We start from the raw sequence: 26,617 nt of genomic DNA on the forward strand, positions 1-26,617 counted from the left end.
GAGCGCGATGAGGTTCCGTTGCATGAGGTGGCTGTCGTCCATAACCGAGTACGGACAAGACTAGCCACGCGACCTGCGCACGCGACATTAAAATTGGGCGGTTTCTGGCCTAGTTTCGGGGCGCAACTGTTCCCAGAGGTCGGCCACCTCTTCCAACGTCTCGATGCTCATAGGTGCGCCGTAGAGGAATGTCTCATCCGCACCGGACTGCGTAGACGAGTCGGCGCTCAGATCGCCAGATCCTCGAATACGCAGGTCTGCCTCGGCAAGAGCGAATCCATCGCTGGTTTCCACGAACACGTTGAGCCGCTCCAGCGCCTTGTCCGACAGCTCGGTTGGTGCCCACAGGTGGCAGAAGCCCTCACCCCCGTTTCGGGCAACGCGCCCACGCAGCTGGTGCAGCGTGGTCAGTCCGTAGCGATCCGGCATCACAATGACGATGTAATAGAGATTGGCCAGCGAAATGCCAACCTCCACCACCGTCGTGGCGAGCAGGATCTCGGCATCCCCGTCGGCAATTGCCTGCAGCGCAGAAGCCTTCCCTTCGTCCTCGTCGTTGCCTGTGATCGCGCGGACGCGCCCGGGAAAGAGCTTTTCCCAGCGTGGGAGTGCCAACTCTACCGAGTGCCGCTCGTCGATTGCTCCACCCGGCGTGGACGGCTTGTTGGACTTGGCCATCGTGCCCTTGCTACCCACCTTGCGATCATCCGCTTCCTTCTTCGGATAGATCACCAGCACGGGGCGCTTGTTGATCACGGCCTCGCGGATCTGCCGGAACATCGGGCCGACCGAATCGTTGCCGACCCAGAGCTTCGTCTTGATGACCTTTTCCGAGTGGGTCTGCCGCAGTTCCGACACTTCGACCTGGCCGAGTCGCATCAGAGCCACCGTGCGCGGAATGCATGTCGCCGACATCTCCATCAGATGCGTCTGGGTCGCGAGATAGTGCTCGCGCTGGCCACGCGACCAGCGCTGTTGTTCGTCGACCACCACCAGGACAAACTCGCCGATCTTTCGCGTCAGCACCGCGCTGGTACCCACCACCACGCGGGACAGCGTCGGGTCGGCACCATCATCTTCGCCGGCGACCAGGCTTGTCGGCACCTCGGGGTAGACGGCAATGAAGCCATCGTAGAGCTGCTTGGCCAGAGGAAACGTAGGCGCCATGATCAAGACACGACCTGTGGGAAGATCAGACACGGCCGCCGCCAGGACGTGGCAGATCGCCGTCTTTCCACTGCCGACTTCACCACTGAGGATCGATCGCGTTTGGTACGGGCGCGCGAGCCGCTCACGCATATCCTCTACAGCTCGACGCTGATCGTCCGTCAGGCGGAACGGAAGGGACCGAATGCGATCGTCGAGCGTGGGAAGAACCAACGGCGTTGTCGGCTTCTGCTCGGCCGACCGCAGAGCACGCAGGCGCATGCCCAGCGCCGCAATGCGAATGTAGGCCGCTCGCGCGTGTTCGGCGTACGCGAGCGAGGCCGGCGCATGGATCTGCCAGAGGAGTTGTTCGAGCGACCACCCACCGCACCCCACTGCCTTCAGCACGGCTGGCATCGGCGCAAGGTCTGCCAACTGCTCGGCCAGGAAGGCGCTCGCCTTGTGCACCATGTGGGGCAGATAGCCGTGCACGATGGCGCGCACTTCCATACGCAGGTTGCCGGCTTTGCGCACGGGATATACCGGGCGCACGCGCCCTACCCATTCCGGCTCGATGACTTCGACGACAGTGATCCAGCGCGTGCCGCCGCGATCCTTGGCTTTGACGACACAGGCGAGCGTGCGTCCTTTGCCGATTCCCTTGACCGCGGCCGGATCGTCACCGAAGACCGCTGCTCTGAACGCACCACCCGTGTCGTCCTCCAGCAAGAAGGCGAATCGCGGCGGCCCCGAACTGCTCCGACTGGGCGTCGATTGGACGGTGGCCACGACGAAGGTAGCCTCCCCTTCCACAAGGAAAGAGAGATCTCGAACAGGGACGGTGAAGTCCTGGTAGGACTCGGGTACCAGAAGTGGCGTTTCCGAGGGTCGCGAAATGCCAAACGATCGCAGCGCCGCGTGAGCAGCACTACGCGGGCGATCCTCCGCGTTGGATGCAGCGGCAGCGTTCACTTGTCTCTCGTGTCCTGGTCGTCCTTGCGCCAGGGCGGCGGGACTTTGCGCGAAGTGATCAGGTGGAGCAGGCCTACTGCGGCACCGATCAGGAAGATGCTCATGACGGGCCCGACAGCCTTCGGCGCGTTGAGGAATAGATAGGCGAGAAGAAGCCCGAGAATGCCAAGAGGAATTGCAATCGACGGGTTGGTCAAAACTACACGCAGGAACGCTTTCATTGCGTCATGACTCCGTTCTTGTTACTGCCCTAAACAGATGTGGCCGATTGGTTTGAAACTCGGCCACAACTTTTTGTTTTAGCCGCGGGATATGCATTCCATTCCCCGAGACAGACATTCTCGAAAGTGTTAACAATCGGTTATCAGAAGGGCACATCGTCTGGAAATGACCCATTATCATGTCCCGTATTATCGGAATACCCGCCATTATTTCGCGATGAGCCATTACCACCACCCCCGGATTGGCCGTTTCCGTTGCGGTTTCCATAGCCGCTGTTGCCATTCCCATTGGAGCGGCCACCGTTACCGCCCTGATTGCTTTGGCGGCCAGCCTCCTGGCCACGATTGTTGCCATTGCCATTGCCATTGCCATTGCCATTGCCATTGCCGTTCCGGTTGGAATTGCCGTTGGCACGCTGCTGGTTGCCCTGGCTCGGTGCCCGGCGCTGGCCGTCGCCACCTTCTTGCTGCCCCGTCCCAAGCATCTGCATTTCGTTGGCAATGATGTCGGTCGCGTAGCGCTCGATACCTTCCTTGTCCGTGTACTTGTCGGTGCGCAGCTGGCCTTCGATGTAAACCTGTCGACCCTTGGTCAGATATTCGCCAGCGATTTCCGCCAACCGGCCGAACATTTTCACACGGTGCCACTCGGTGCGCTCCTGCTTCTCGCCGCTTTGCTTATCGGTCCATGATTCACTGGTGGCGACACTAATGCTCGTGATCGCGGTACCATTACCGGTGTGACGTGTTTCGGGATCATTTCCGAGATGCCCCACAATAATCACGCGATTTACGCCTTTGCTGCTCATGCTCTTTTTACTCCAAGTTAATCACTGAATTGGCAGACCGTGCTATGGCTGCGTTCGGTGTTGCTGCTCATACCCGGAAGGACGGGCGCTTTTGTGTTGCAGTACAAACATACCCGGCACATGGAGCTGCAAAAGTTATCATTGTTTTCAGTTTCCCCAGCCGTTCGAGGCACCCTGAGCGGATGCAGCGAATGGACCGGTGTGGTTCTGGCTTTGCTGCACAAGCTTCTGGTGTAGCGCGGTGGCCGCGGCCAGCACGTCCATGGCCTTCATGCCATTGAGCCTGGATCGCGCGCCATCCAGCAGACGCGCTTCCGTCAGCTCGGAAGGCTGGACGTGCTGTGCAACCAGTTGCTCGACGGGGATGCTGCCCACGATCAGCATCCGGACGGATTTCTGGAACACCCTGGCGTCGTGATCGGGCAGAGCGGCCGTGATGGCGTTGATGGACCCCACGAGCGCATCGGTGCTGCTCCCGTCGATCGCGATCTTGTAACCGGGAAGGTCAGGTGTCACCACGGGGACCACTTCGGGTTCCGGGGCGACCGCCGCTGGAGATACTGCCACCGCACCGTCGTTAGGCGACTGAATCGACGCGGGATCAGGAACGCGACCTTCCAACTGTGACTGGAACGCGCGCCACTCGGCAGCCGTAAACGTCCTGTTGGAGCTACGGTTGGCAGCATCGAGGAACTTCTGCTGGGCTGGCGTGACGAACCCGGCGTTGTCGCTGACTTTGGTGGCGTGGGTCGTTCCCAGTCGCACCGGCGCTGCGGTGTCACCCCACTCGGCCCGCATCCAGCCAAGCGCCGCGACCATGATGACAAGCAGTCCGATGGCACCACGCAGCGCCCACGATTCTGCTCGTACGGTCGCTGCAGTGTCCACAGGCTTGGCGGTCGGCGTTACCCGTGGCAGCGTCGTGGGGGGTGTGGGCGATGAACGTCGCCGGTAGGAGCGCTGGAATCGTTTTGAGGACGGCATGTAGGCTCCTTCGCTCAATCGGCGTTGTTGACGAATGTGGTCGGGTCGAAGTCGGTACCCCAGAGGCCTGCCCGGTGAGCCTTGGCCAGTTCCTGCACCATGTTGTAGTCGTTGGTGATACGCGGCTGCTGAAGCGCCCAACCTTCCTCGACCAGGTGCGACCCCAGATCGATGTAGCCGACAAAGCACCGCCCGATCGCGTGACCATTCAGATCCTGGCCCTTCGGATAGCAACCCACCTTGCGATCGCCAATGAAGTCACGCAGGGACTTGGTGGCCTCATCGCCGCAGAACCACTGGCGCGAGCCAGTGGTGCACTGGTAGTTGGTGGAGGGAATCTGGATCCCCCACAGGGTGAAGGCTTGCCCGCCGACCTCGACGGCATTGCCAGACAGAAGGCGTGGCGCACCGACAATTGCACCACGGCTGGCCATCGCCATGGTGACCCGATCGGCCGTGGGCTGGCGCACGTCGTCGTCCGCGGCAGCAGGCGCGGTGGTCTGGTCGCGAACAGTTGGCGTCGAGAAGATGTGCCCGAGCACGTCCTGAGCCGTCTGCCCGGCATTGGTACCACCGTCGGCCGTCGGAACGCCGCTGATGATTTGGCCCATGTGCTGGCGTAGGGCCGGGCGCGTTCTCAGCGCCAGCAACCCGAAGAAGATGAAGAGGCAGGCAAGTACGAGCGCTGCGACCATTCCCCGCTTTTGCGGTTTTACGTTCTTTGCCATGGACATCCCTGTGAGTGAGTTCCTGAGGGAAAGTCTAGGGCGCGCGAACCGAAGGACTTACCTTGAAACTCGGTCATTACACAGGCAATTGCGCGATACCTACCCGTCGAGCCGTGGATTTACCAGCGGCCCGTTGACCTGCAGTTTGGTACGCTGCTATCACGTTTGGCGGCGCTGTACTGGCATACTTCGCGTCATCTTCAGGGACAGACAGGATTCGCCTTGCCCCCATACCATCCCCCCCCTCGCGAGCGCGATGACCGGTTGGCACCTCCGACCACGGTCGAGGCATGGCACCTGGCCCACGTCCAGGCGCTTCAAGACGTCATCAAGGGCCTTGGTGCCATCGTCTCAGAGCCACATGAGAACCCCAAGGAACTGCTCGTGGGGGAGATCACCGCGCTGTCCGAACGCCTGGTTGCTCACTGGCGTTCCTTCTGCGATGCGGCATTGCTGCGAACGGACCGGGATATGTCGTTCCTCTTCAAGGAGCCGGCCCTCCCGGTCCGGATCGCGCTCTTGGCTGAAAAGCGCGCGATCGACATCACATGGGCGACGCCGGCACCTGACGACGACGCACCCTTCCTGCTTCCCGGCCGTCATGCGCTGGGCACCACGACGTTTGCCGAGCCTTCAAGCCCTTTCCAGGCCGTGCGGATCACGAAGCTCCCCCAGGACACGGTCTTTCTTCCGATTACCGAGCCGATGCACGCGGCCACTGCGGCGGTCGTTGAGGTCCTGCGGGCCATCGTTCGGGATATCGGCGACCACGTAAAGTCGGCACCGGACGAGCATGGCTGGGCACAGATGGCCTTTTTCGTAGCCTTCTACCAGCGGACGGTACGACTACTGGAGCAGGGACTTGGGGACGATGAGTTCCGCCAGTGGGATCGCGTGGTTCTTGAGCCGTCGAGCTTCGTCCAGATACCCAAGGCGATCGTGGCAAGCACCACGTCATCGAACGCGCTGCGCGTGCTTTCTGTTGGCATGGTCGCCCAGCTCTACGAGCGGTTGATGGTTACGGCCGAGCGCGAGCACGGGTCCAATCCCGGCATGCTGGTCGAGGTCGTGAGCCGCCAGCTCGTTCTGGCGCACCAGCAGCTGGCCTCCATCCTCGAGGGACACAATCACATCCTTTTGGCGACCTCGAACGCCATAGACGTCGACGCCGTCCCTGTGGTCATCATGCGGCCACAGCCCGGAGGCATTCCGGTGCTGGCCCTCATTCCAGCGTCGGCTGAAGTGCTGGGCGACCTGCTCGACGGGCCACCAAGCGCGTAGCCGTCAGCGCGCCCTTTTGCGTAGTTGGGAGACCACCCGGATCACGTCGGCACTGGGCACAGCAAACGACAGCGGCATCGAACTGCCGTGGTCCGCTTCGAAGATCTGCGCGTTGAGGCCAATCACCCGGCCATCCAGGTCGAGCAAGGGGCCGCCCGAGTTGCCGGGTGCCTCGGGAACGTCCGACTGGATGTACCGCACCGGATTGGCACCAGGTGCCTGGAGATTCCGGTGCAGCGCGCCGATCACGCCTTGCGTCACGGTACCCTCGAAACCGTACGGCGCACCAATGGCGAGCACCCACTGGCCCAGCTGAAGGTGTGTCGAGTCGCCCCAGCTGACCGCGGGCAGCGGTGCTTTGGCGTCGACATGCAGGAGCGCGACGTCAGTTTCGGCGTCAGCCCCAATCACCTGTGCTGGCACCGGAGTGTCCTGTCCCGACCCAGCGGCAAAGCGCACCAAGACGCGATTTGCACCGGCGACCACGTGCGCGCACGTCACGATGTCCCCGTCGGCCGTGACCACAAATCCGGAGCCACGAGGGGCCATGTCCGCCAACGAGATCCTGGTCTTCCCGCCTGCAGGACCATCGGGCATGTGTTCGGCCACGATGCTCACCACCGATGGCAGGCCCGATACCGAATGCTCGAACGACGGTGGCTGACCGACCAACGCGGCGCGAAGTGATTTGTCACGCGACCATGCCAATCCGTACAGCAGGATCGCCGCCAAGGCAGTCACGCCGGTGATGACGGCCCAGCCAGACGACCCCGAGCGAAGGCTCATGCTCTGGCCGCATTCGCCGAGTCGACGAGTTCATGCGCGCATTCGCTGCACAAGTCCGGCTCGGCCCAGCTGCAGCCTTCCGGGCAGGCGAAGTGTTCGGTACAACCGCAAACCCGGCACGCGCCGGTGGCCGAATGCAGCGGCGGTCGCAAGTCGGGCTTCACTTCGAAGTCCGGTATCGACGGATCTTCGGATGCCGCTGCGGCGTAGCGCGCCGCGAGGACGTTCGTGGGAAAGCGTTCGGCCCTGACGATGTCTACCACGTCGAAGCCACGGCCCCTGACACCCAGGTACTGGCCTACCGCCTGCTTCCGTTTGAGGATGAAACTGGCACGCATGGAAACCTCCTTGTCTCATCTGATGGTCTTGTCTGTAGGTTATCCGCCGGCACCCCACTGGGAGGCCTGAAACCCCGTCGAAATCGGCGGATTTTTGGACCCTTTTCGGTGTGGGTCGCGCCCGGACGCGCTCCGGGTGCAGCACACACAAGGCGGCTGCACCCGGGCTTTGACGCTACGCGGCTTCGGCAAGGCCCTTGTACTTCAGCTGGCTCAGGACGCAGTCGCCTTCGTCCTGATCGGCACGTTCGCGCAGGTAGACCGGCTGGTAGAGTGCGCCACCAACGTTGGCTACAAAAAGATATTCGACCTCGACGATCGCGCCAGACTCAGGAACGGTGTGGTTGGGCGGGATCGTGACGTTGCCCAGGGCGCGCCAGTTGCCCTCGTCATCCTTTGCCTCGACACGCACGCTCCGCTTGCCCACGTTGGGCGCGCGCACCCGTACCGTGGCCGACTGCACGAACTTGTACTTGTGCCAGTCCGCATCGGACGACTTCAGGCCTGCAACGTAGGCCGCACCGTTCCTCTTGAACACGATGCCCTCTCGGCGGGCTGCGCGCACGCGTTCGAGCAGCGCCCGCTTGTCCTGGGTCGTCAGCGCAACCCGCGTGAGCTTGACGTTGTCGCAGGTGGCGATCAGACGCGCGAGGACGGCGCGCCGGTTCACCAAGGGTTCTGGCCGCAGGTTGCGACCCTCATGCTCCATCACGTCCCACAGGTAGACCGTCTCGCCGATGATCTCGCCGTCCAGCACGGTACGTCCCTTGACGTTCCCTCCGATCTGCGCCCGGATGGCGGCATCCACCGTTTCGGGTAGCGGCACTCGCACGCCCTTGCGATTCACGCCGTAGACGGCGGTGCCACCCTCCGACGCCTCTACGACCAGGATGCGACGCTCACCGTCGTGCTTTTCCTCGGCGCTGTATTGAGGATCGAGCAGGTATTGATCCAGCTCGTCGTCGTCGATCGGATGCAACAGCATGGGGCGGATATCGGTGGCATCGAAGGCCTTCAGCGGCACATCGACCAGGCCTGCGACAACTTCGTCGCTGGTGACATACCCCTTCGCCAGCTTGGACTTCACCAGCTTCAGGTATTCGCGCATGGCGCGCTCATAGACCACGGGGGTCGTGATCTTGTCGGCGTCGTTCATCGTGCCGCCGATTGGCCCGTGCTGCGCCCTGAGTACCCAGCCATCACCGCTGGCAACCAGTTGCGCACGGTATTCCTTGTTGGAGGTTCCCTCCCGGCAGGTCAGACGGATGGACTGGGCGGCAGGCGTGGAAGATTGCAGGTTCATGTGATTACCTTTGGAAGTGATGGGAGAGGTGCCACGTGAGGTTTCGTCTCAGGCAGCGGCCTCGTCCTCTTCCTCCTCGACGCACTCCGCCATCCTTGCTTTCAGTTCCTCCGGTTCGCCACCCAAATACTGCTCACCACCGGCGACGGCGTCGGCCAGATCGCTCAGGTTGATCTGCGCGGTTTCGCAGGGGCCGTCCACGTGCTTGGGATATGAGCGGAACCACAGGTAGGGATACTTGCCGGAGCGAAGCACCAGAGTGTCCATCCCCAAACGCAGCTCATCGGCAATGCTTGCGGGCATCCAGCTGACGCCACCCGGCTCCAGCTCCACGGCGCTCAGGTTGTTCTCGATCGCCAGTGCAGCCAAGGCCTGAAGGTGGGCGACCATCGCCGGTGTGACCTGCCATTCGAGCCATGCCGGGCCATCGACCCACTCATTCGTCGCGTGCGCCGGTAAGTAGACGGTGTGCGCCGCATCGGTAGCGCTGGCGGTGGCTGCCGGAAAAATGCTTTGGGTGGTGTCGGACATCGGACGATCCTCGCGGGTGGAAGTGACCCATCTTGGCCGTCACTTCCGCGTCGCAAAGAACGCGAGACTTCTTTTCGCGCATCAGACCTCCCTGCGCGTTTGGACTCGCTCTGATCTCGTCGGCACAAGACAAAAAGCGGCCCTGCGCCCCCGTCAGTCCGCGTTCTCGTAACCGAAACCTGCCCACGCGTCGGTGTCGATCATCAACGGTGACACCTGCAGCGGGTTCAGCCGGATCAGCGCGCCGTGCTCGGACAGCTCGCCGTCGAACAGCAACGTGCTCAGCAGCGTCGCACCGGCGGTCGCCATGTTGAGGTTGATTGCCCACTTCTGGCGGGTCAACGCCTCCTGCAGGCTACACGACGGTAGATCATCGTCGTCTCCGGCCAGCAACTCGGCCCCGTACAAGTCGAAGACGTTCGGCAGGCGCAAGCCCGTTCGTGGTTTGCCGAGGTGACCCACCACAATTTGCCCCAGCGCAGCACCATTTCCAAAGTCCATCCAGAGTGCTTCCGTCTGCTCGTCGTGATAGTGCTCGCCGAGCTTGTAACGGAACTCTCCCTTGTCCACGCAAACGATCACCAGATCCGCCATGAGGCGGTGGCGGGTCGGGTTGAGTGGTTCGGGCACCGCGAGCCAGTCGAGGCCGTAGAAGTTGTTGATGCGCCCGACGGTCATGACCGCCTTGTTGAAGCCTGCGTCGCCGGCCGTGGTCAGCTGGCGACCGAAGTTGGCTGGCGAAAACGTGTCGGGGTCATACACCGTCACTTGCATCCCTGGATGCCGCTGGGCACGCAATGCGGCGTCGAGCCTTCCGAGGTCGCTCAAGAACAACGAGCCGGTGCCGCCGGCACCAATGACGGTCACGCGAATGGCGCGGTCGGCCATGAACGCTTCGGGGATGGGAAAGCGGTGCCGGGTCATGCGAACAGCTCCGAGAAGTGGGTTTCATCGAGCGGAATGAGGTAGTTGCCCACACACGCCCTGATCGCGACTGTCGTCGATGCGCGCTCGCCACAGTGCCCAAAGACCACGCTCAGGTGCGGCCCACCGCGTGAGCGGTCGGACGCGTTGTCTGTATGGGAAAAAATGGAAGGAAAGGGACCGTGGCTATGCGCGTCGATGACGAGCATGGCGTCGTCGTATCCGTGGTCGGCGTAGGTCACCTGACCCACGTGGCCCTGCCCTTCCGGCTCGATCAGTCGGTACCCAGCCGGCTCGCCAGCGTCAGCGACGATCAGCGCGGCCATTTCACAAGGGTGACTGGCCAGCGAGCGCTCCATCAGCGTCCGCGCAAAGGCGCGCGGCATGGGGGCTCCACGCAACGCCACGCCTTCGGTCAGCTCACCGTACGGCGTGTGCAGCGCCACGAGACGCAGCCGAACATAGAGCGCGTCGTTGGCTGCCTCGACGTAAATCCCGTCCCGCGCGACGAGGAGGCGGCGACCCGCCCCAGCCAGCGGCGAGAAGGTTCCTTCCAGCGGCACCGCGTTGATCGGCAGCATCTGCGCGATGGCTGCGTCCAGCGGACCTGTCTGCTCGGTGGCAAACATCACTCATCCTCCCCGGTCAGGGTGGTCAGCCAGGCGGACAGCGTCTTGCGCAGCGGGTGCAAGAATCGCGCGTCCGGCGGCGTGGTGTACCGCTTGCGCTTCTTCCAGAAGGCAATGAGTTGCTCGGTCGAGGTGTCCTTCGCGGCCAGCGTCCGTGGGTGGTTGATGTGCGAAAAGTTGGTGGCCAACAGAACTCGCTCCCATGACCGGATCGACTCCTGATCCTGCTGGCGCGGCAGCGTGGCGTTGCCCGTGCAGACGAGCGTGTCATCGTGCACGTTCCCGATAGGTGCGTGGTAGAGCGGCGTGTTGAGTGCCGGCCGCTCGGCTCCCGCATACGCAGCGACGTGGAGCACGCCGTTCTCGACGTGGAAGACCAGTCCAGGGATCACCGCGTCGATGACTTCCCTTCCTCCCTCCGTGCGCCAGTGCTGATGCGTGCGCTGGGCCGGGCGGAACCACGTCAAGCCCGTGTTGGTTTCCCGCAGAAGAACCTCGGGCACCAGCTGGATACCGGCCCGACGCGCCGTGCCAGGGGTCAGTAGGCGCGAACCCAGTTCCTGGGCGTCAGCGTGCGACAGAATCCGGCCGGCATTGAGCATCGGGCCGTTGGTGCCTCGGACAATGTCGTGCATCGTCAGCACCAGCTGCCGGGCACCGGATGAGTCACCCTGCATGTTTCCGGCGGTGTGTACCAGCAGTGCCATAGTGGGTTGCAGTTCGTCAGTCACGTTGCGCCTCGTTGAATTGGGAAATGAGGTAGGACATGACTGTTATGGCGCATGCCTCGATCACGCAAAGTTCAAATACCTTCCATGGATCAGCGTTCGTCGGCGTGATGCCAATCGTGCCGTCCGAGCCGGTTTCCCACGTCATGCGCTCGTGTTCGTCGAGGATGCGATCCTCGATGCCGCAGAAATTTGCCTTCACAATGTGCAGACCGGACCCGTAGCCTTCCTCGCACATGGCTTCCACTGTCGAGAGCGTCCTTGCTCCGGCAAGCCGTTCCGAGACCTCCTCGTTGAGCCGCAACAACGAAGAGAGAACCGCTTTGGTTGGCTCGCCGGTGTGCTGCTTGAGATGGCGACGGAATCCCTTGCCGACCGCATCGCGCGACTTGAAATCGGTCATTCGCACCTTGCGCTTGGCGAGGAAGCGCACACAGCGTTCGAGCGTGTCACGGTCCTCTTCGGACTCCCGCTCGTAGCCGTATTCCATCTCCATGTGCTCCAGGAAGTCGTCCGTCAGTGCGACGTTTCCCTGTGCGTCCAGAAGCTCGTTGCCATAGGAGCCGACGTCCTCCCAGAACTGGCCGTTACCGAGGTAGCCATCGCCGACGAACTCGTGTGGCGCAAGTACCGTCAACGCGTGACTCGGCCACTTGGAGAGCAACGCGCATAGGAGCGGCGCGTCTGCCTGATCCATGTCGATGTCCAGCGACGACAGGGTGAAAGAGCAGTTGCCGGCCGCCGGGCCAGCTGCCATCACCACTGCCGGTGCATCGTCCCCGGTGATGCCGTAGAGGATTGCAGGCAATACCTGCCAGAACGGCTCCTTGAACGTCTTTGCGCGCGGCTCGCAACCGAAGCGCGCGAACATGTCGGTCAGCACTCGATTGGCGTAGGCCTCACCGGCACCGCGCAGTGCCATCGTCGGGTTCGCTCCGCCGCGAGCCAATGCGCGCGCCAGTCCGCCCCATGAGATCGCGCCGGCGCGCATCAGCGCCGCGCCCCAGTAGACGATGCCGTTGCGCACCTGCGGATCGTCGTACTTCGGATTGAACGGGCAGCGCGTGGAAGCCTTGGTAAGACGCGGCAAGTCGCCCATTCGGGCGCGAGCCCGGTCGACCAGGGTGCTACCGAGGTCGCGAACCTGGCCATCGGTGCCGGCAATGCCGGCGGCGAAGATGCTCCGGACTTCTCTCGCGGCTACGAGTCCTCCTCGGACCTGCCGCCGCAAGGCAGCGGCGATATGCGCGCGCGAGGGGCGGGAATAGAGCGCGAGGCTGCCGGTGGCCATGCCCTGCGCGCCTTGCAACACGTCAGCCGTCAGATGGGCTGAACTCAATGGAAACATGATGCCGACTCCGTCAACTACCTGCCCCGACCCTACGCGTTAGGGCCGGGGCGCAAAGTTCGGAAGGGATCAGGCGAGGCCAACAAGGAACGGATCAACGGGTCTCGCATTGCGCTGCCGGCAGCGAAGGAGGAACTGACCGCAGTCGTGGTGCAGGACATGGTCGTAGCCGGACGTGGAGTCGGCGTTGGCCCACGCCTGCAGCGACTTCACCGCCGCTTCGACGTCGTCTTGCCCCGCGCTGGTCGGGCGCGGCGTGCGCCGCGCTCCCTTGGTCTGCGCGGGCGGACGCACGATGGTGTACACCAACTGATCGCCGACGACTTCCGGCCCTTCGAGCGTGGCGTGGGCCAGATGCGTCAACGCGCCCTGCAGTAGCCGGAACGCATCCTCCGGCGGGAGTGTCGGAGCGGGGTCGGGCACAGTGGTCGGGCCGAACTTGAACACGCGAGTGAGAGTCGTCACTTCAACCATGATCGCTTCCTCACTCTTCGTCGAAAACAGAGGGCTGAACCGGCGCTACCGCCGGGGCGGGAACAGGTGCAGCCGCATTCGGCTCGCCACCCTGCGTTGCGTCGGCGTCGCCCCCGTCTGCATCGTCACCGGAAGCAGCGTCACTGCCCCCCGTGGTGGATGGCTTTTTGGTCACGGCCTTTGTCTTGCCCTTTTCAGCCGTGGCTTGCCGGGCACGCGCCGCCGCATCGTCAACTGCCGCCTGATACGCCGCATGGGCCGACACCAATCCCTGCCGACTCTGGCTGATCTGTTCCAGCGCCTCGGAAAGGGCGTCATTGACGTCCGCACCAGCGGGAACCGTGAAGACAAACGGCAAGGCCAGCGCAGCGATCTGCTGGGCCAGCGCGGGATCGGACTCGACCGTATCCGCGCCCTTGATGCTGGGTTGGAACACGACCTGGGTGCCGGCGTCGACGGCGCGGAACCTCAGGCTGACGCTGTCGCCCTTGCGTACCAGCGAGGTCAGAAGGTTGATCGGGTGTTGCGACATAGTGGGACTCCCGTGAAAGTGGTTGGACGTTGAAGTGGGTGTCAGCGAACCGCGATGCTGATCTTGTGGGCGCTGACCCGGATGCGGAGCGTGCGTGCGTGCGGCGCGGCCTCCATCAGTCGCAGCACTTCGCGGGCATCGACGGATTCGGTGAACTCGTCGCGGCCGAGCAGCGCATCGGCGCGGGAGGCGCAGTCGGCATCCCTTACCGGATCGAACCCTGCCGCGAAGGCGGTTCGCGGCCCGCCGGAGCCGTCCTCAGAGGCCTGTTGCGGATCGCCTGCCGACACAATGCCGATGCCCGCCCCCTTCACCAGCCACACCGACGCCTGCAACTTCGTCTGGTCAATGTCGCCCGGTTCGACCCATCCGCGTGCGGTGGGGTCGACGCCGGGTTTCCAGTAAGCCGGGTTGGAGAGGTGCGCGAAGGTCGGGCGCTGCGACGTGGCGGCGACCGCATGCGCCAGGATCGGGCGTAGCGTGTTGAGATTGAAGGTCAGGGTCGTTGTCATGTCAGTTCCTTTCGTGCTGCGACGACTCCAGCGTGGCCCATGCGGGCCGCGCCAAAAGTTCGACGATTTCCTTTGTCAGACGCCGACGAAGGCGCGGGGCGAAACGCTCGCGACGGCCTTGGGCACGAACCCGTCCCAAGTGAACCCAGCGGCCATGATTTCCTTGGGCATTTCGGCCTTCTTGTTGGCGAGCAAAGCCTTCCAGCGCTTCTCGCCGTCGTCCTGCGCCGTGAGCCACCTCTTGAAGCCGCTCTCTTCCAGAAGCGCGCCGATGCCTTCCTTGGTGTGCGCTGCGAGGTACGGTTCGCAGACGGTGAAGTGCTGGGCCAGATCGACGCCCTGCCCTTGCACCATCGAGGCCGCGATGACGGCGGGAAACACGTCATTGCGCGAGAACTGCGGGCTGGCCTGATGGCCGGTGACCAGCGCACACGCGGTGGCACCGAACAGGCGAGAGAGGTCCGCTTCCTCTTTGCCGAGTAGCTTCGCGATGATGTCTTCCGGCTTCTTGCCGCTGACCGTCACGCCGTCAGGCAGGCTGATGCCGGCCTCGTTCATCACCTTGGCCATCGCGAGGATCGCCACCGCGAGAGGTGCCTTCGTTCCGGTGGTCATCAGTCCGGTCGCTGCCGCCGTGTACGCTGGCTTCATCGCTGCCTTGGCCGCGACGCTCGACGCCGCCGGTGCAGGCGTGTGCTTGGTCTTGGCCTTCGCCTTGGAGGCGGCAGCTGCGCGGGAGGCTGCAGCGGCCGGTTTGGCAGAGGTGGCCTTGGTCGGGGCCTCCGCATCCTCCGACGTGCCATCCTCTACCGCCGGCACGGGAGCCCGTGATTCGGCGTATGCGCGGACCTTGGTACCGTGGCAGGAGAGGTTGAAACAGGTTGGCCGTTCGACCTGGCCGAGGCGCGCGTCGGGCTTGGCGTGGAGCAGCGCGCCGAAGTGTTCGCAGCTGCGACAGGCGTTGTACTGCTCCGGCCCGACGCCGCCCGCGCCGCTCTGGATCAAGGCGGTGTACGACGCTTCGTCCTTCTCGGTCGAGAGCGCGACGGTCGCGTAATCTTCCTGCAAGCGGGCTCTCCGCGCTTCCAGCTCCGTGTTGGTAAGCGCCGTGAAGCAAGCCCGGTTCTTGCAATTCGCGCCGGCCACCGCCTCACCAAACAGCGTCCCCTGCAGGGCCGTGTTGAACGGGCAGGTTTCGCACGCAGAACCCGCGCCGGTGGGGAAGATGGCTTGGGCAAGCGGGATCACCACACCCTTCACCTGTTCGCGGAGCCCGGCCACGGTGACGTTGTTCTCGATGATGCGACCCAGCGCCTTGTTCTGCTGACTTTCCGGCAAACCGGCGAGCAGCTCCGCGTGGCCCACGTGGATGCGTCCGTCCGCCACCGCATCCAGCACGTCGACCGACGCCTGCAGGAGCAACAGACGCGATTCCAATTTGCTTGCAGGCCAGCCGAGCTGCGAGGCTGTCGCTGCCCGATCACCGTCGGCAAGGTCGAGGGCATCGCGCGCCGCAAGGGCTTCTTCGGCGGGAGACAAATCCTGACGATCCAAATTTTCCAGGAGCGACAGACGACGAGCCTCATTGTGGTCGCAGAAGATGATGCGGGCCGGCGCGTCCACGCGTTCAAGCAGACGCATCGCGCGCAGTCGACGTTCACCCGCGATCAGTTCGTACCCTTCACCATCGTCCGAAGGCCGGACCGCGATGGGCTGGATCAAATCGTTCTCGCGGATGGACTCGGCGAGACGCTGCAGGGCTTCGGGGCGGAAGGCGCGGCGGGGGTTGTAGACCACCCGAATGGCGGCGAGCGGAATAACCGCGACTTCGGACGGTGCGGCGGTATCGAGCGACATGGGGACTCCTCTTGGTGTCGAGTGCCCTGAATCTAAGCCGCCAAGTTACCCCCCAAAGTTCGCCTGCGTTTTGCGGCTCTTACTCAATCGGGACGTATACCCTGCCCAGTTCCATTCTTGGCGTCGTCAATGGACAGAGTTCCGCTCAGGCTTCCGCCTCGAGCGTGAGAATCGTCGTGCCGCTATCGGAGCTCACCCGTTGCAAGGTGTCGCCTTAGGCATGGGGCAGTACGTCGTGACCAGACCGGCCGGATCGGTGATGCCTGGCGGTCGAGCGCGTCGCGAGTGAACTCGATCTGGCGGTACCGCCTCCATAAACGTCTTCAGGCGTCCCAGGCCGTCGCAGGCCTGCCGGCGTTCGGTGCCGAGACCGTCGAGTGCAGTTAGCATGACTACATCATTTTTTTCTGGCCCTGTTAACTCGCAGATATAAGCCGAACGCGAGCGACAACATCGAGCCCACTGCGCTAGCTACAAACAGTGTCCACATCAGCCTGCCAATTTGGACTGCTCGATTGGCACAATCAACGTCGCAATCATTTGCTGAGGAAAGCCAAGCGCATTGAACTGCAAATGAGAGCAATATGACCGAAAGCATTGCAAACAGAACAGAGATCACCATGATCCAACCTGCGTCCATCTTTTTCACGGAATGCCCCCCGGTAGCAGCGAATACTGGCGGCCGATCGTTCCACGCAACCGGCGCAGTTGCACGTCCCCCCCGTCCTGGAACAACGTCGACTTGCTGAGACGATCACCGGTACTCTCGAACGCCCGTCTGACCGTCTGGCCACTGCCGAGCGTGTAGCTCGCTATCGGGCCGAACCGCTCGTAAGAGGTGCCGCCGCCGGCGGGGTACAGCGTCGCGGCGTTGAAACGTCCGTCGCAGTCGCGCCCCTAGGTGACTTGGGCTCCGCTGGGGTACGTCATCCCGCTGAGCCGTCCGGCCAGCGTGTAGCTGTAACCGGTCGAGGTCATCGCGCCGTCGACCGTCAGCTGGTTACTGGTGGTGCCTGGGGACAGTAAGCGTCGCTTGACTTGTACTTTGTCCAGACCAACCCGAAATAATAGTCAGTACCCTCTCTTCTTTCTGCTGCGTCAATGTTCAAACTAATACCTTGATTGCAATACATTAGATGTCTGCCGTCGACCAGCATTTCATCCTTCACCTTAGTCCAGCCAAGAGTCGGTAACAGTGTTTTGTAGTAGGGCAATACGACTTCAGGTGGCTGCGACGATAGAACGTGGCCGGTGACGCCAGTAATAACTCCTTTGTCGTACACGATCGGAGGCTCCCTCCAGTGGTCGCCTTGGAAAAGTGGTATTTTCTGAAGCTCGCTGCGCAACTCTTGAACGCCGACTTTGTCCGGTTGGGCACCCGTGATCGAGGTAGTTATCTCGTCACGGCCCAAGCTAAGAATTACTAGGGTCAGGACTGCTGAGAACGCATAAAGCGCCCACTGCTTTTTAGTTAGTGTCCCCATGACAATAGTCCTAATGTTAGCGTCGCGGTGACGGTGCCCGGACTCACCATGAGCACGTCACCAGTTCTTTACCAGCACGTACAGGACGAACAGAAAACAAATCGAAAAGGCAACCCACCATACAACTTTTTGAACTCTCGTCTTTGGTGACGTCCCACCTACTCCAGACATACTTTTCTCACCACTTAATGCCAGTTTGACCAGTTGGGTAGGTATATCCCAACCCCGTGCGGGGTGCCGTCAGCCGCAATCTTCAGCCGCTGCTCTGCATAGAGCCCGAGACTGGCCTTGGTGGTATTCAAACGCAAGTAACCCTGGCCCGCGCCTATCGTCCGATTCAACCGGATTCGCGCCGACTGCCAACGCTTATAGAGTTTCGTTAAGGTGACAATGTCGGTCCAAATATTCAGAAACAGACTTTCCATACAAATTCGAGGCTAGCACCACGGAAAAAAAAGACGATATTCCGAGAAAGACAACCACTGCGAGCTTGATCTTGTCGCCTGTCAAATAGCCGAATACCAGCGGTAGTATGAATCCACAGATGAACGCTCCCAAGACAGACCAGCGAATGAACATATAGAACCTCAGACTGATCGTTTTTGATTTAGAGTTTCTCCTTAGCCACGGTAGCAACAACCAAAGTACCAACGTCACAACGGCACAGAATGCGCAGACCACCAACGCAGCGTTTCGCGGCAATGTGGTGACGTACCCCGTGATTATTTGGATAAAAGCCCAAACCATGGCGACCATTGCAAGACGCTTGGCGTTGTTGTTGGCTATTGATTGCATGGACATGAGTTGTACGCCTTTTTGTATTCGTATACGTTGAGAACGAAGCTTATAGTTGACAGTGAATGAACACCGATCTTTAGAACGCTCCCAACTTGCCGGTCTGCATTTGCAAAGGCTGTAAGTTCCCTCTGCCGACGGTTATACATTCCCGCCGACCGCAATAGGGCCGCCTTGTTGCTGCTAGACGTGGCACTTTTCTCGGCAGCAGATGCGCCAACTTCAGCTGTAGTGCCAATGCCGTCAATTACCTCTGAGGGACCGCCGTCTCCGTTGAACAGCTTGTAGAGGTCATACCCTGTACCAACAAAAGGAATTAGGTTAATGGCAAATTCCTTCTCCGCTTTGGTCTGACATGGCGTCGAGTAACCGAAGTCCGCCGCCTTTACATGACGATGCGTGATGAATGCCACAGCCTCCAGACCAAGCGGGTCGGCCTGCGTCAATGGTTTGTTTTCTACGTAGCCGAAAGTCGTGAATCCGCCATAGGGCCAGATTGGATCTGGCTGAAGGTACCCACCGCGCGCGGCGTCGAACGCACGCTGGATATTGTCACTGAGACCGGATTCGGCGTCGTAGTACTGGCCGGGGAAGCGGAGGTTCAATCCCAATCCACCGATGTCGACCGGTGGTTGTTCCCCGAAAGCGTTGTTCGACAGCGGCCAGGACCAGATTGAAGTTCCGGTGCTGGTGGTGGCCACCCGCGGCGTACCGAGCGCGTCGACGTGGAGGTAGCTGACCGTGGTGGTCGGATTGACGCCGGAACCAGTGTCGATCACGGCCACCGGCAGCTGGTCGAGGTAGACGTATTCCCGGTACGTGCCATTCGACTCCTCCGCGATCAGCTGACCCGTCTCGTTGTAGCCGAATCGCTTGGTGATTGCCGCTGGCAACGTGGCGATCTTCTCCACCCGCTGGCCGAAGGCGTCAAAGGTGTAGGTACCCACCACGTTGCCGCTGCGCGTGACCTGGTCGAGGCGGTTGCGGTTGTTGTACCGGAAGCTGAAGGGCTCCGCGGCCATCGTTGCGGTTAGGGTGTTGCCAGTGGCGTCGTACGTGCGCCCGTAGACACCGATCGCGCTCGCGTGGTGCGTGCCGGTGCCGTAGGCGTACGTCCCGCCATCCTGGAAAAACGTCGTCTTGCTGAGTCGATCGCCGGTGGTGTTGTACGTGTACGACTCCAAGGCCGTAGCGGTACCGTCGGTCACCACCGTCAACCGCTGCAGCGCATCGAGACCGAACCCGTTGGTTGTAGTCGACGAGCCGGACAGGCCCGTGACGTTGCCCTCGACATCGCGGTTGTACACCAAATCCAGGGCCGCGCTACTCACGCTCGCAATCTGTCCGGTGCTGTCGAAGGTCCGGGTCACCGTCTGACCGCTGCCGAGAGTGTAGCTCGCGATCGGGCCGAAGGGCTCGTAAGTGGTTCCGGTGACCAGGTTCACTGCTGAGCCGCCGCCGGCGGGATACAACGTCGCTGCGTTGATGCGGCCGTCGCCGTCCCGCCCGTAGGTCACCTGTGCTCCGCTGGGGTACGTCATCCCGCTGAGCCGTCCGGCCAGCGTGTAGCTGTATGCCGTCGAGGTCATCGCGCCGTCGACCGTCAGCTGTTTGAGCGTGACCTCGCCGAGCCGGTTGTAGCAGTAGACCGTGGCGGTACCGGTTGCTTCGATCACCCGAGTCAGTCGGCCGATCGGGTACGAACCCGTGCACCCGGTGACTGCGTCCGCTTCGTCGTAGTGGTACGTCACCTTGAGGGTGCTGTCGGGATACGACGAGGCGGCGATGCGGTCGATCGCATCGTATGTCGAGGTCACCGTCACGCCGCGCGCGTCGGTGCGTGTCAGCGGGTTGCCGTCGGGGTCGACCGTGAGCGTCGTGGTCCCGGTGTCGGGACTCACCCGCTGCAGGGTGTCGCCGTAAGCGTTCGGGCTGTACGTCGTGATCAGGCCCGCCGGGTCCGTTATCCCGGTCAGATGGTCGAGCGCATCTCGGGCGAAGGCGGTCTGCGCGTTGGCGGTACCGGGATCGATGCCGGCGGTGTCCTCCTTGGACGTCTTCAGGCGTCCCAATCCGTCGTAGGCCTGCCGGCGTTCCGTGCCGAGGCCGTCGATCGTGTGCACCGGCCGCCCGGCTGCGTCGTACCCGTCAATGGAGGGATAGGTCAGCGAAGTCCGACCGAGACCATCGACGACCGTCTGCAGTTGGCCCAGGGTGTTGAAAGTCCGGGTCAGCGAGCGCTGCACGGTTCCAGCCGAATCCTTCACGGTCTCACTCGTGCGATCGCCGGCGGTGTCGAGGCCATAGATCAGGCGGTTGCCAAGCGCGTCCGTGATGCCGCTGAGCCGGCCGGAACTGTCGACCGTCACGGTCGTGGTCACGCCGTCCGGATCGGTGGTGCTGGTGACGTTACCTTCGTCATCTGTTCCGAGCGTGGTCGTGGCGTCTTGTGGCGACGCGCTGCCGTCGGCGTTGGCGCGTACGGTCAACGTGGCGGGAAAGCCCCGCGGCGTGTACGTGGCATCTGTGATCACGCCGTTGGCATCCGCTGTTCGGGTCGGGCGACCATCGGCGTCGTAGCTCAGCCACGTCCGGGTATGACCGAGAGCATCGGTAACCTGGTACAGATCACCGGTGAAGTACGTCCCGGCCGGGTCAGTGCTGGTGCGATAGGCGTATGTGGTCACCCCGCCGTTCGGGCGAGTCACCGTCTTGAGCTGACCCAGCAGCGCGCAACCGCCTGCCCCGAGATCCGCGGCCTCGCAGTACGTCAGGGTTGTCGTGCGGCTTGTGCTGAGCACCGGGTCGGTGACGGTGATCGTGCTGACCTGATGTCGCGTGTTGTACGTCGTGGTCGTCTGGGCGACGGTGGCGCCTGACGCGTTCTGGACCGTGACACCCGTGGCCTGCGGCACATCGCCCGTGCTCCAGGTGGTGGTGATCGTGCGCTGCTCGGGGAGACCTTGGGCCTCAATCCGTGTGCTTTCCAGGCCCGCCGAGTTGTACGTCGTCTTGGTGATGGCGCCTGTAGGACCGGTATACGCCATGTAACTGTTGCCAGCCCCGTAGACCCACGTCTCGGTGCTCACCAGGCGTGCGCCGTCGTGGACGATGCGCGTCAGCGGACGGCGGCTTGGGTCGGTAGTGAAAGTCCAGGCGACGGTGCCCTGCCCCGATTGCGTGACCGTCGTATTGGACGCCGCCGGATACGACAACGTGGTGCTGCTCGATCCTGTCGGCTGGGTGCTGCTCAGCACCAGACCCGATTCGTCATACGTGGCATCGAGGACGCGACGATTCGATTCGTCCGTCACACCGGTGAGCGCGTTGGTGAAGTAACTGGCCTGGCAGGAACCCGTGGCGTTGATGCACAGGTGATCGGCCTCGCCGTAGCTGTACGTGCGCGCCTTCCCGCCAGGATAGGTGGCCGTGGCCAGCCTTCCCGCTGAGTCATAGCCGTAAGTGGCCAACGCCGTGTCTGCATCGTCGGTAACCGACGACAGCAATCCATTGGTGTACCCGAAGGTTAGTTGCCGACCGGTACCATCCGTGACCGTGCCGATCTGGCCGTTGCTGTAGGCAAACGACAGCTGGCCGGTCGGATCATTCACGTCGCCAAGGCTGATCAGCTGGCCAGCCGCATTGAAGTGCCGCACCGTCGTGGACGTATCGCTCAGGAGCCAGGTGCCGTCGGCTTCCTTCTGCAGCGTCCTACCCGGTGTCGATTTCGAGAGCATCGTCGTGCTGCTGCCGGAGGCGTAAGCAAAGGTCTCCAGGTCGTTGCGGCCGTTGCGCCAGCTTGCTGTCGGCGTTGGCGATGGCACTGGTGGAATGAGCGAGTCGGCCCAGCCGTGGGACCACGCCGTTCCCATGCCGGCAGTGGGTGGTGTCTCATGTCCGGACGCATACATCCGCGTGAACGTGTGCCCGCGCCAGGTGAAGTCGGTTTCGGTCAGCAGCTTCTCGCCGGTGGCCGGTGCGCACGGGTGTGCGGTGTGCGGGCACGAGGTGACGTTCTCGGCAGCATGCTTGACGATGGTGACCGACCCGCCCTTGCAGACAAAAGGGAACTGCCCGAGCGGCGTGCCGATGTCCGGCGTGAATCCGGCCGGACACTGGAAAGCCTCATCCAGGCGGAGTTCGTAGTACTTCGGACTGGTGGGCGCACCACTCGACGCCGAGCAGGCGCGAGTCTCGAAGGTCACCCAGCGCGACGTGCTATATCCGCTGTAGAAGCTCGCGTCAGCGAAGTAGACGTTCGTCCCGCCCACCGTGTAATACGACGTGGTCCAGCTGTTCGGCGACGACGCGTAGTACCCGGACTCGCTCTGCCCGACCAGACAGGTCGTGGTGCCATCGGCAGCACGCGACGACAGCGCGGACACCAGCATGCCTTCGGAATTGCAGTAGTTGACGAACGGTCCGGTCGTAGCGCTGCAGCCGGGACTTCCGATGCCGGGCGATGAGTAGTCGCTGATCCAGTACTGCGCCGCCTGTGGCGACGTGCAATACGTGATCGAGGCAAGGTTGGTGCCGTTGGCAACACTGCACACGTGCAGGCTGCTTGCCCAGTTCGGGTTGGCAGCGCGCATGGCCGCCTCGGCGGCACCCAGGCTCGGGTAGTTGGTGCCGCTGAACGTGTACTGGACATCCGCTGCCATGACCGATGTGGCCAGGCAGCAGGCAAGGAAAGCAATGAGATTGCGCCGCACATCCATGTGGGGTTACCGCTCCAAATTGTGGGTCGTACCGTCAGCCCAGCCGGGCCGCATTCCAGAGGCGTCTCTGGCGAGCACCAGTGTACGACTGGTTGGACGGCCCGTCGAATTCCGACTTTCAGGCCGGCTTCGGCTCGACCTGGTTGGCACCCGGTACCGGCTGGGTCTGCGACAGAACGGTCACCACCGCGCCCTCGCCGTGCCATCCGTCGGTAAATGCCTCGGACCGGCCGTGGTGGACCACGCGATCAAGCCAGATGAGGGTGCCTTCCTTGGTCTCTTCGCGACCTAGAATCACGGCGGTGGTGGTGCCGGTACGCCCCGACCGCTTGATCGTCACGTGGGTATCGCCGATCTGCACGTTCGTGGGGAGATTGGACTCATGCACAGCGGACGCTCCTGCGGAAATCGGAAGTGGTCATGCCGTGGCGCTGGGCCAGGCTTGCGACAAAGTCGTCGATGATGCTGTCCATATGCTGAAATTCAGCTTCCTCCAACTGGGGCTCCAGGAAGTCGACCGCCGCGTTGGTGGCATCGTTCTTGAAGCGCAGCATCATGGCCTGATAGGTGTCGAGACTTCCCGGCAGCTCCACCGTCTCGATCACCACGTTTCTTGTCTGCTGCGGACGCAGGAGTCGGTGACGAGCCTGGTTCTCTTCCTTCGTCGTCCACGACCGGGCCCCGAGCAGGGCGCGGTCGGCCTCCGGGATATTGAGCCCCGTGCCCCCCACACCGTACGTCGCGGCCAGCACAGGCACGTCGCTCGACCGGAAGCGCTTCAGCAGCGCCCGGCGCTCCGTCACGCTCGTTTCCCCGGTGAAGCTGATCGCCTCGATACCACGCCGCTGAAGCTGCGCGGCCACAAGGTTCGCCATGCCTGGATTCTTCACGAACACGACGGTCTTGTGACCTTCGTTGGTGAGCGTTTCGGCGCGGTCGATGAGAAATCGTTGCTTGCTGGTCAGGCCACCGCGGTACGGGAAGCCCGGTACTCCGTGCTGCGGATAGTTGCCCGCCATCAGGACTGCGCCGATGCGTGCCAGCAGCGCGACGAGGTTGATCTGAATTCCCCTCGCGCCGTTCTTGCTGCGCATGTCCCGGTACCAGGCGCTGAAGTCGTCGGCCACCGTCAGCCAGTAGGCCAGGTGCTCGTCGTCCCACGGCACCTCGTGATGCACCACGGAGTGCGGTGGCGTGTGCACGTATCTGGCCACTTCCGGCTCACCGGCCACGCGGCGAAGAACGAAGGGCGCGGCCCACGATCGCAGTTCGCCAAGATTGCGTACCTTCGGCACTTCGCGCTTTGCGCCGCGCGTCAGGTTGTCCTCAAACGTATGGGTTACCCACTCAGTCACCACGTGCCGTTCGCGGAATACGTCCGTCCCGCGCGCCGCCATGGTCATGTCGCGCAGCAGCTCCTGGGTCAGGTGCGGACGATGCAATCCGAATGGCTGAATGGCGGTGCCGTCGCCGCCGACGTAGCGGACCAGCCCCAACAGATCGCGCACATAGTTGGCCACCGGCGTACCCGTCATCAGGAACCGGCATTTCGGGCTGATCATGTGCACCGCACGCGATTGCTCCGTGTCCGGTGCGCGAAGCAGGTGCGCTTCGTCGGCTACGAGGGTGTGGATGCGCCGGCGCAGCAACCGTGCATAGGTTCGACGCCCTGCCCCTGTTGCAACCGGCATGCGTGCGCGGCTGTAGCTGATGATGTTGATCTTGTGCAGGTCGTCGCACTGTTCCGGGGAGACGATGACCTGCCACAGGTCGGCGGGGAGTCCGACCTCCTCGATCTGCTCGACGAGCTCGCCGACCAAGCCGGCCTCGACCATGATCAGGTTGTGGTCGCCGCCGGACAGGCAAAGCCCCAGCGCGCCGCGCGTCTTCCCCAGGCCCATCGTCCATCCGAGAATGCCGTGGCGCGCCAGTCGCAGGTCGACCAGATCGTCGATCTGAAAGTCCCATCCGGTGACGCGGTCGATACCCTGCCGCGTGAACGACAGACGCAAGTCGCGACCCAGCTTCGGGAACGCCGCCTCGCGGCCGGCGTAGATCGGCGTCCAGCGCTCCTCCGACGTCACCTCGCCGATCACATCGAACGCCGCCTGGAATGCCTTGCCCTCCAGTCGCAGTACCTCACCCGTGCCGGGGTGCTTGGCCTCGTAGGTACCAGCAACGAAACTGAAAGCGACTTCCGCCCCCTGTCGGAACACGCCCGATCCCCACTTCGTGCGGTCGCACTGGACCGACCGACGCGCTGTGGCGACCAGGGTGCCCGTACCGTTCTCACCGGCAGCGACGAGCGCGGTGCGCCGGAAGGGTGTGGCCTGCCGGCGCTGGGCACGGTGCCGGCGGCGCAGGTAACCGAGCAGACCGGGATCGACCTCCGGCTGACCGCCAGCATGCCGGATGACGTCCAGGGTTTCCGACAAGGCACGGATCGGATCGGGCTGGGCGAGATAGAGCTCCAGGTCGAGCACGCCCTGACCGGCGAAGCGCACGCCCGCCGGATAGCGGCCGTCGTCCGGGCGCTTCGGATTGAGGCGATGGCGCATCAGGGCATTGCGGCACTTGGCCTCGACCAACCCACAGTGGAAGCCCAAGAACAGCTTGCGGCCGTCGTGCACGATCCGCACGCGCGCGTTCCCAGTGACCGCCAGCGAAACGGCCGGGTCGTCGTCTTCCATCCCCACGACGTGCATGTCGGCGCGCGTTTCGTGGGCGCAGAAGCAGTCGAGATCCAGCTTGGGCAGTGGATCGACCAGCGAGACCAGCTTCAAGGCTACCGGCGCGGACTCCTGCTCATCACTTCCGTACACGACGACCGAAACATCCACGTCGGTGCCCTCAGCAAGGAAGCTGCCTGAGGGCAAGCGGATCACGGCACGCAACCGCCGGCTATCGTCCGTCTGCCTCACCTGTGCGGCGAAACTCGTCGGCACGACCGCAACCACGATCTGACACGCGTACAGCGCTTGCTCCAGCGCGTAGGCATGGCTGACTGAGGAAGAATGAGGGCCGTAGGCACCGCGCGTGGTGCACAGGAACGGCTCCAACAGCGGGGAGTCCAGATGCAGGGAGAACGGCGGATTGATGAGGCCCACGTTGTATCCGTGAGCGCGGACGCATTCCATGCTGGCAGCGTGAATGTCCACGTGGAAGCCTGCCGCCTCCGCGACTTGCGCGAGCGCCAGCACCGACGGCTTGTGCGGATCACACCCGGACAGCTGGTGACGATCCGGGTCGGCGAACTGAAACATGCGACCGCTGCCGACGCTGTTGTCGAACAATGCGATGCGACCCCGCGGTTCAGCGGCGAGCGCCCGGTCCATCGCCGGCAAGGCGATGCGCCACAGCAGCGCGACGATATCGTTTGGGGTGAAGAACTGGCCAGCGTGTGCCTGGCGCGCCGCGTGCAGGCCGGCAAGTGAACCTGGCCGGGCGGCAGTGGAGCCGAGCGACTGGATGCTGCGGAGGGTGTCGTACCAGGAAGGCTGTGCGTTCATGCCTCCAT

General features: G+C 63.0%; 22 protein-coding genes. 1 reads left to right on the forward strand and 21 read right to left on the reverse strand.

Translation table 11 applies throughout. From position 1 onward, the window contains the following. Positions 1-87 precede the first annotated feature (87 nt). The 5 genes from IMW82_RS17865 to IMW82_RS13005 form a co-directional block, all read right to left on the reverse strand. On the reverse strand, positions 88-2,118 hold the full coding sequence (locus tag IMW82_RS17865) for a DEAD/DEAH box helicase (RefSeq protein ID WP_211004768.1): 2,031 nt from the start codon (positions 2,116-2,118) through the stop codon (positions 88-90). Continuing rightward, on the reverse strand, positions 2,115-2,339 hold the full coding sequence (locus tag IMW82_RS12990) for a hypothetical protein (protein ID WP_211004769.1): 225 nt from the start codon (positions 2,337-2,339) through the stop codon (positions 2,115-2,117). Before IMW82_RS12990 ends, IMW82_RS17865 begins: the two co-directional genes overlap by 4 nt. 143 nt (positions 2,340-2,482) lie before the next feature. Then, positions 2,483-3,148 carry a single-stranded DNA-binding protein gene (ssb, locus tag IMW82_RS12995; RefSeq protein ID WP_211004770.1) on the reverse strand — a complete coding sequence of 222 codons (666 nt, stop codon included), beginning with the start codon at positions 3,146-3,148 and terminating at the stop codon, positions 2,483-2,485. A 147-nt stretch (positions 3,149-3,295) separates the two neighbouring features. Next, on the reverse strand, positions 3,296-4,132 hold the full coding sequence (locus IMW82_RS13000) for a hypothetical protein (protein WP_211004771.1): 837 nt from the start codon (positions 4,130-4,132) through the stop codon (positions 3,296-3,298). Between the two features lie 14 nt (positions 4,133-4,146). Further along, positions 4,147-4,860, reverse strand: coding sequence for a thermonuclease family protein (locus tag IMW82_RS13005; protein ID WP_211004772.1), 714 nt, complete (start codon positions 4,858-4,860; stop codon positions 4,147-4,149). 264 nt (positions 4,861-5,124) lie between these two features. Between IMW82_RS13005 and IMW82_RS13010 the strand changes: the two genes are divergently transcribed. Continuing rightward, complete coding sequence (locus IMW82_RS13010; protein ID WP_211004773.1) at positions 5,125-6,141, forward strand: hypothetical protein; 1,017 nt, start codon at positions 5,125-5,127, stop codon at positions 6,139-6,141. Between the two features lie 3 nt (positions 6,142-6,144). On the opposite strand, the gene IMW82_RS13015 is transcribed toward IMW82_RS13010, so the two are convergent. The 16 genes from IMW82_RS13015 to IMW82_RS13090 form a co-directional block, all read right to left on the reverse strand. After that, entirely contained in the window at positions 6,145-6,927 is a 783-nt protein-coding gene (locus tag IMW82_RS13015; protein ID WP_211004774.1) for a trypsin-like peptidase domain-containing protein, read from the reverse strand. Further along, positions 6,924-7,265: a hypothetical protein gene (locus tag IMW82_RS13020; protein ID WP_211004775.1), complete on the reverse strand. Its 342-nt coding sequence runs from the start codon at positions 7,263-7,265 to the stop codon at positions 6,924-6,926. Before IMW82_RS13020 ends, IMW82_RS13015 begins: the two co-directional genes overlap by 4 nt. 175 nt (positions 7,266-7,440) lie before the next feature. Further along, positions 7,441-8,568 carry a hypothetical protein gene (locus IMW82_RS13025; protein WP_211004776.1) on the reverse strand — a complete coding sequence of 376 codons (1,128 nt, stop codon included), beginning with the start codon at positions 8,566-8,568 and terminating at the stop codon, positions 7,441-7,443. A gap of 48 nt (positions 8,569-8,616) precedes the next feature. Continuing rightward, a complete protein-coding gene (locus IMW82_RS13030) occupies positions 8,617-9,099 on the reverse strand; it encodes a hypothetical protein (RefSeq protein WP_211004777.1) in 483 nt (160 codons plus the stop codon). 153 nt (positions 9,100-9,252) lie between these two features. Then, entirely contained in the window at positions 9,253-10,023 is a 771-nt protein-coding gene (locus IMW82_RS13035; RefSeq protein WP_211004778.1) for a PRTRC system ThiF family protein, read from the reverse strand. Further along, positions 10,020-10,652 (reverse strand): PRTRC system protein A, encoded by a 633-nt coding sequence (locus IMW82_RS13040; RefSeq protein WP_211004779.1) that lies wholly within the window; start codon positions 10,650-10,652, stop codon positions 10,020-10,022. Before IMW82_RS13040 ends, IMW82_RS13035 begins: the two co-directional genes overlap by 4 nt. Next, positions 10,652-11,383: a PRTRC system protein B gene (locus tag IMW82_RS13045; protein WP_211004780.1), complete on the reverse strand. Its 732-nt coding sequence runs from the start codon at positions 11,381-11,383 to the stop codon at positions 10,652-10,654. The genes IMW82_RS13040 and IMW82_RS13045 overlap by 1 nt, the downstream gene beginning before the upstream one ends. After that, complete coding sequence (locus IMW82_RS13050; RefSeq protein WP_211004781.1) at positions 11,376-12,728, reverse strand: hypothetical protein; 1,353 nt, start codon at positions 12,726-12,728, stop codon at positions 11,376-11,378. Before IMW82_RS13050 ends, IMW82_RS13045 begins: the two co-directional genes overlap by 8 nt. Positions 12,729-12,797: 69 nt before the next feature. After that, entirely contained in the window at positions 12,798-13,202 is a 405-nt protein-coding gene (locus tag IMW82_RS13055; protein ID WP_211004782.1) for a PRTRC system protein C, read from the reverse strand. Between the two features lie 10 nt (positions 13,203-13,212). Next, positions 13,213-13,734: a hypothetical protein gene (locus IMW82_RS13060; protein WP_211004783.1), complete on the reverse strand. Its 522-nt coding sequence runs from the start codon at positions 13,732-13,734 to the stop codon at positions 13,213-13,215. Between the two features lie 41 nt (positions 13,735-13,775). Then, on the reverse strand, positions 13,776-14,246 hold the full coding sequence (locus IMW82_RS13065; RefSeq protein WP_211004784.1) for a DUF3085 domain-containing protein: 471 nt from the start codon (positions 14,244-14,246) through the stop codon (positions 13,776-13,778). A 75-nt stretch (positions 14,247-14,321) separates the two neighbouring features. Further along, on the reverse strand, positions 14,322-16,103 hold the full coding sequence (locus IMW82_RS13070) for a PRTRC system ParB family protein (RefSeq protein ID WP_211004785.1): 1,782 nt from the start codon (positions 16,101-16,103) through the stop codon (positions 14,322-14,324). 992 nt (positions 16,104-17,095) lie between these two features. Further along, complete coding sequence (locus IMW82_RS13075; RefSeq protein ID WP_211004786.1) at positions 17,096-17,587, reverse strand: hypothetical protein; 492 nt, start codon at positions 17,585-17,587, stop codon at positions 17,096-17,098. A gap of 782 nt (positions 17,588-18,369) precedes the next feature. Beyond that, the gene (locus IMW82_RS13080) at positions 18,370-23,100 is read right to left on the reverse strand and encodes an RHS repeat-associated core domain-containing protein (protein WP_211004787.1); all 4,731 of its coding nucleotides are present in this window, start codon (positions 23,098-23,100) and stop codon (positions 18,370-18,372) included. A gap of 118 nt (positions 23,101-23,218) precedes the next feature. Next, entirely contained in the window at positions 23,219-23,488 is a 270-nt protein-coding gene (locus IMW82_RS13085) for a hypothetical protein (protein WP_211004788.1), read from the reverse strand. Continuing rightward, positions 23,481-26,609 (reverse strand): DEAD/DEAH box helicase, encoded by a 3,129-nt coding sequence (locus tag IMW82_RS13090; protein WP_211004789.1) that lies wholly within the window; start codon positions 26,607-26,609, stop codon positions 23,481-23,483. Before IMW82_RS13090 ends, IMW82_RS13085 begins: the two co-directional genes overlap by 8 nt. Between the last annotated feature and the right edge of the window lie 8 nt (positions 26,610-26,617).

The organism is Rhodanobacter sp. B2A1Ga4 (assembly GCF_018101315.1).
Taxonomy (GTDB): Bacteria; Pseudomonadota; Gammaproteobacteria; order Xanthomonadales; family Rhodanobacteraceae; genus Rhodanobacter; species Rhodanobacter thiooxydans_A.